The sequence below is a fragment of the Streptococcus sp. HMSC072D05 genome (assembly GCF_001815805.1).
GTDB lineage: Bacteria > Bacillota > Bacilli > Lactobacillales > Streptococcaceae > Streptococcus.
Genome location: NZ_KV822013.1, coordinates 1 through 6,072 on the forward strand (window position 1 = coordinate 1; position 6,072 = coordinate 6,072).

Sequence of the window (6,072 nt, forward strand, 5' to 3'; positions counted from 1 at the left end):
GTCAACTATCAAGGCATCCGCTCGGTAGCCTTCTTTATACCAGCGTGGAATAATCTCTTCTGCTGTCCCCGCTTCGTAATGGGTATTGTCAAACCCCATTTTTTGAGCATTTCTCTTGGCATCTTCTATGGCTTCTGGAATAATATCCATTCCTCTAAGACTCTTGACCTTATTTGCGAAGGCAAATCCGATCATCCCAACACCACAATAAGCATCGATTAGATGGTCTTCTTTGCTGACATCCAAAGCCTTAATTGCTTCACTATAGAGAATTTCTGTCTGCTCCGGATTAAGTTGATAAAAAGCTCGGGGTGAGAGAGAAAACTCATAGTCGAGTACTCCTTCTTGAATTCTCTCTTGACCCCAGATAATTTCTGTCTTTTCACCATAGATTTCACTTGTTTTTGCTGTATTTGTATTGACTGCAACTGTGACGACTTCTGGAAAATCTTTAACTAAGTCTTTTACTAGCTGGGTTAAATTAAGCTGACGATTCGTAACAATGATTATCTGAACTTGCCCCGTTTTTCTTGCTCTGCGTACCATGATGGTGCGAACACCGAGTGTTTTTCTCTCATCTGTGATTGGAATTTGGTGGTAAGTAAGAAGTTCAGCTAGGCGATTCGCAATCACTTGGGTTTCCTTATCTTGCACCAAACAATCTTTTAACTCTACGAGATAATGAGAGTTTTGCGCATACAAACCTGCCTTGACCTGATTTTTAAATTTCCGAGTCTGGAATTGAAGCTTAGCACGGTAGTACTTTGGTTCCTGCATTCCGATAGTTGGACGGATTTCATAGTTTTCATATCCTGCAGGGGCAAATTTTTTCAGGGTTTGGTGGAGCAGATCCGTTTTGAACTCTAACTGTTTTTCATAGTGGAGGTGCATGATTTGGCAACCACCACATTCATTATAAATCGTACAAGCTGGTACGACTCGAAATTTAGACTTCTTATTAACCTTTAGTAATTTTGCTTCAACAAAGTTTCGTTTAATAGAAGTAATCTGACAATAGATATCTTCTCCTTTGAGGGCACCTGGCACAAAAACGAGGGTTTTCTGGTAGAAACCGATTCCCTCACCATTGATACCCATCCGCTTGATTTTTAAAGGTATTTTTTGTTTGACTTTCAGATTCATACCCCTATCTTATCACATTTTAGGGTATAATAGAACTATGAAAATCACAAAACTTGAAAAGAAAAAACGTCTCTACTTGATGGAGTTAGATGGACAGCAAACATCTTATATCACGGAAGATACCATTGTCCGTTTTATGTTGTCTAAAGATAAGGTGGTTAGCAAGGAAGAATTAATCGAGATACAGGGCTTTGCTCAGTTTTCTTATGGTAAGAATCTCGCCCTCTACCATCTATCATTTAAAGCTCGAACCGAAAAGGAAGTTCGTGAGTATCTGAAAAAGTATGATCTTGATGAAAAAATCACTAGTCAAGTTATCGCTAACCTAAAAGAAGATAACTGGATTAATGACCATCAGTATGCTTATTCCATCATCAATGCCAATCAACTTTCTGGAGATAAGGGACCCTATGTGCTAGCTCAAAAACTGTCTCAAAAAGGGATTGCCAAATCAACTATTGAAGAGGTTTTAAAGGATTTTGATTTTTCAGAGATTGCTCAACGTGTTGCAGAAAAACTGCTTAAAAAATACAATGGAAAGCTTCCCTCTCGTGCCTTGCAAGATAAGATTATCCAAAACTTGACGAACAAAGGCTTCTCCTATTCTGATGCTAAAAGTGCCTTTGATGACTTGGACAGTCAAGTCGACCAAGAAACGACTCAAGAACTCATTTTTAAAGAGCTAGACAAACAATATGCTAAGTATGCTCGAAAGTATAAAGGATACGAACTTAAACAACGTTTAACCCAAGTTTTAGCTCGAAAAGGCTATGATTTTTCGGATATAGCCATCGCTCTCAGAGAATATCTTTAATATTTTCGTGTAAAATTCAAAAAAATTAGACCGATTTATGATATAATAGTAAACGATAAACTTATAAATTGTAGAAAGTTGGTTAGTTATGAAACTTCCAAAAGAAGGCGACTTTATTACAATTCAAAGTTATAAGCATGATGGGAGTCTTCACCGTACTTGGCGAGACACCATGGTACTAAAAACAACAGAGAACGCCATTATCGGCGTCAACGACCACACACTTGTTACCGAAAGTGACGGTCGTCGTTGGGTGACTCGAGAACCGGCTATTGTTTACTTTCACAAAAAATATTGGTTTAATATCATTGCTATGATTCGCGATAATGGGATTTCCTACTATTGCAATATGGCTAGCCCCTACTATCTAGATGAGGAAGCCCTGAAATACATTGATTATGATTTGGATGTCAAGGTCTTCACTGATGGTGAAAAGCGTCTCTTGGACGTTGAAGAGTATGAGCGCCATAAACGTAAAATGAAGTATTCTGATGATTTAGACTATATTTTGAAAGAGCATGTTAAAATCCTTGTTTATTGGATCAACAATGGACGCGGTCCTTTCTCAGAGGCCTATGTCAACATTTGGTACAAACGCTACATAGAACTAAAGAATCGGTAAAGTTGTCAATCCGGGGTGAGAGCCCTGGTTTTTTTATTTGAAAAACCCAGCTTTACAACTGGGTTGGTTTCTATATATCTAATTTAGTAACAGTAAACTTGATGTGGGAATAGTCTTTTTCAACATCCTTATCCAACAAGAAAGCCGTAGCATCCTTCTTAACCTGAACAAGATCAATGTTCTGAGCTTGAGCTGCATAGACGCATCCACAATAACATTGACGATAGATATCATACTCCTCGCACATCTCCACCGAGCGCTTGTAGCCTTGATTTTTCTTGAAATCACTTGGAAGATAGTGGGTGGTGTAAATCTTTTGCACATCGATTCCGATGCTGTTGATGGTTTGAGAATTCTTATGGGGACTGATGGTCAAGGCTGAACCAAAGTAGTCAAAGCCCAAGTCCATAGCTACCTGAGCTGTTTTATCCAAACGGTAGTCAAAACAAACCTTGCAACGATCGCCACCTTCTGGTTCTTCTTCCAGTCCTCTGACTAACTTCCGGTATTCATTTGGTTCATAGGGAGCTTCTAGGTACTGAACCGTATTGCCTGTTCGCTCATTGAAATCACTGATAAATTTCTTGGTGACGTAAGCTCGCTTGTGGTATTCTGCCTTGGGATGGATGTTAGAGTTGGCAAAATAGATGGTCACATCCGCATATTTGGTCAGGTACTCTAGGGTGTAGGTACTACAAGGAGCACAGCAAACATGCATGAGAATAGTTGGATGTTGCTCATTTTTCTCCCAAACCTGAACCATTTTCTGCATGACACGGTCATAATTAATCTTCTGATTGGGATTCATCTTGCTCAGAATTTCTTCTACATCAATCATGTTCTTCTCCTTCTACTATTAGTTATTTTACCATATATCACCAACCAGCTCAAATCTATTTTATAAAAAGGAAGCGATAAAAGGAGGGATGCTCATTCCCTCCTTTTGTGTTTTTTATGAATTGCTTAGTATAAACAGCTTACATCATCCCGCCCATCATGCTTGGATCCATGGCTGGAGCTGGGGTTACTGGTTCTGGTTTGTTGGCTACGACTGCTTCTGTTGTCAAAATCAAACTGGCTACAGATGCTGCATTTTGTAGGGCTGAACGACTAACCTTAACTGGGTCGATAATTCCCTCTTCAATCATATCAACCCACTCACCAGTTGCTGCGTTGAAACCTGTACCAACTTCAGCATTCTTCAAGCGATCGATGACGATAGACCCTTCGAATCCTGCATTGTGGGCGATTTGACGAACAGGTTCTTCCAAGGCGCGGAGAACAATATTGCGTCCTGTCGCTTCATCTCCTGTCAATTCCAAGGCAGCTACGGCTGGAATGACATTGGCAAGAGCAGTTCCACCACCTGCAACGATTCCTTCTTCAACGGCTGCACGAGTAGCGTTGAGGGCATCTTCGATACGAAGTTTCATTTCCTTCAACTCAGTTTCAGTTGCTGCACCGACCTTGATGACTGCGACACCACCTGACAATTTAGCCAAGCGTTCTTGGAGTTTTTCACGGTCGAATTCAGAAGTTGTGGTTTCGATTTGTGACTTGATAACCGCAACACGGTGGGAAATGGCTTCAGGATTGCCAGCACCTTCTACGATAACCGTGCTGTCTTTGTCCACAGTCACTCTAGCGGCTTGACCTAGCGCCTCAATCGTGGCATCTTTCAACTCAAGACCAAGATCTTCTGTGATGACAGTTCCACCTGTCAAAATAGCGATGTCTTCAAGCATGGCTTTACGACGGTCACCAAAGCCAGGAGCTTTGACAGCAACGACATTGAAAGTTCCTCGAATCTTGTTCAATACAAGGGTTGGAAGAGCTTCACCATCTACATCATCCGCAATAATCAAGAGAGGACGATTGCTTTGAAGAATGCTTTCTAGAAGTGGCAAGATTTCTTGGATATTGGAAATCTTCTTGTCGGTAATCAAAATGTATGGATTTTCAAGGTCAGCCACCATCTTTTCGCTATCTGTTACCATGTATTGTGAAAGGTAACCACGGTCAAACTGCATCCCTTCCACGACTTCGAGCTCTGTTTCCATACCACGTGACTCTTCGATGGTGATGACACCATCTTTGCCAACTTTTTCCATAGCTTCAGAGATGTATTCGCCGACTTTTTCAGAACGAGAAGATACAGCAGCAACTTGAGCGATGGCTTCTTTATTGGCAACAGGGATGGCATTGTTTTTCAAGGCTTCTACAGCTGCGGCAACCGCTGCTTCAATCCCCCGACGGATACCGATTGGATTGGCACCTGCTGTGACGTTTTTGATTCCTTCGCGGACGATAGCTTGAGTCAAAACAGTTGCAGTTGTCGTTCCATCACCTGCGATATCGTTGGTCTTTGAAGCCACTTCTGATACCAATTTAGCACCCATATTTTCAAAATGGTCTTCCAACTCGATTTCTTTGGCAATGGTCACCCCGTCGTTGGTAATCAATGGTGAGCCAAATGATTTTTCCAACACGACATTACGACCTTTTGGTCCCAAGGTTACTTTAACAGTGTCTGCAAGGATATCGACACCACGAACCATAGCTGAACGGGCATCTGATGAAAATTTAATTTCTTTTGACATACTTACTTTCTCCTTCTATTCTTCAATGATTGCCAAGATGTTGGCTTCGCCAACGATGATGTACTTTTCATCGCCATCTTTGACATCAATACCTGCATGGGCTTCAACTAAGACACGGTCTCCAGCCTTAACGCTTGGAGCAACCAAGTCACCATTCAAGGTACGAACACCTTGTCCAGTAGCTACAACACGAGCTGTTTTTGTTTTTTCTTGAGCTGATCCTGCGAGGACAAATCCTCCAACAGTTTGCTCTTTTTCTTCGATTTTCAAGACCACACGGTCTCCTAATGGTTTCAACATCTGCTTTCCTCCATGATGAACTACATATTATTAGCACTCTTTGTAACTGAGTGCTAAATCATAGTTCTATTGTATCACTTGGTCAGAAATAGTCAAGAAAAAAGTCTGACTTTGGCAAGATAAAAAGCCTGAGACTAACTCAGACTTTTCAATGTTTAAAATGGCAATTCTTCCTCTTCCAAAACCAAATCCGCCAAATCCTGACCTGCGTTATTTTCACGCATGGCACGTTGGGCACGACTTTCCAAAAGTTGGAATCCTGTGGCAAGGACTTCAGTCACATAGTTCATCTGGCCATTTTTCTCAAAGCGACGGGTACGAAGTTCTCCATCCACAGAGATAAGACTACCTTTAGTTGCGTAGCTTGCCAAGGTTTCAGCCAATTTCCCCCAAAGAACCAAATTGACAAAATCAGCTTCACGTTCACCGTTTTGGTCTTTGTAACGACGATTCACAGCGATAGTTGCTCGCGCTACTGACTTGTCATTGTTGGTTTTGTGCAATTCTGGTGTAGACGTTAAGCGCCCGATCATGATAACTTTATTATACATATTTTCTTCCTCCTACTTATCTATTCGCAAGGAATCAAAAAA

7 protein-coding genes are annotated in these 6,072 nt (G+C 41.2%); 2 read left to right on the plus strand and 5 right to left on the minus strand.

Going from position 1 to position 6,072, the window contains the following annotated elements:
* Nucleotides 1-1,143 (minus strand): 23S rRNA (uracil(1939)-C(5))-methyltransferase RlmD (gene rlmD / locus HMPREF3057_RS03920; protein WP_070696463.1); only part of this gene is annotated, 1,143 nt, incomplete at its 3' end.
* A 37-nt stretch (nucleotides 1,144-1,180) separates the two neighbouring features.
* Between rlmD and recX the strand changes: the two genes are divergently transcribed.
* A complete protein-coding gene (gene recX, locus HMPREF3057_RS03925) occupies nucleotides 1,181-1,957 on the plus strand; it encodes a recombination regulator RecX (protein WP_049478835.1) in 777 nt (258 codons plus the stop codon).
* Between the two features lie 88 nt (nucleotides 1,958-2,045).
* Nucleotides 2,046-2,579, plus strand: a complete 534-nt coding sequence (locus tag HMPREF3057_RS03930) for a nucleoside tri-diphosphate phosphatase (protein ID WP_070696466.1) — start codon at nucleotides 2,046-2,048, stop codon at nucleotides 2,577-2,579.
* Between the two features lie 70 nt (nucleotides 2,580-2,649).
* Here HMPREF3057_RS03930 and HMPREF3057_RS03935 read toward each other — a convergent pair whose 3' ends face one another.
* From HMPREF3057_RS03935 to HMPREF3057_RS03950, 4 genes are all read right to left on the minus strand, one after another.
* Nucleotides 2,650-3,417, minus strand: a complete 768-nt coding sequence (locus tag HMPREF3057_RS03935) for an epoxyqueuosine reductase QueH (protein ID WP_070696469.1) — start codon at nucleotides 3,415-3,417, stop codon at nucleotides 2,650-2,652.
* A gap of 139 nt (nucleotides 3,418-3,556) precedes the next feature.
* Nucleotides 3,557-5,179 carry a chaperonin GroEL gene (gene groL, locus HMPREF3057_RS03940; RefSeq protein ID WP_070696472.1) on the minus strand — a complete coding sequence of 541 codons (1,623 nt, stop codon included), beginning with the start codon at nucleotides 5,177-5,179 and terminating at the stop codon, nucleotides 3,557-3,559.
* A 15-nt stretch (nucleotides 5,180-5,194) separates the two neighbouring features.
* Nucleotides 5,195-5,479 carry a co-chaperone GroES gene (gene groES / locus HMPREF3057_RS03945; protein ID WP_009730535.1) on the minus strand — a complete coding sequence of 95 codons (285 nt, stop codon included), beginning with the start codon at nucleotides 5,477-5,479 and terminating at the stop codon, nucleotides 5,195-5,197.
* A 155-nt stretch (nucleotides 5,480-5,634) separates the two neighbouring features.
* On the minus strand, nucleotides 5,635-6,030 hold the full coding sequence (locus HMPREF3057_RS03950; protein ID WP_000282459.1) for a single-stranded DNA-binding protein: 396 nt from the start codon (nucleotides 6,028-6,030) through the stop codon (nucleotides 5,635-5,637).
* Nucleotides 6,031-6,072: the final 42 nt, after the last annotated feature.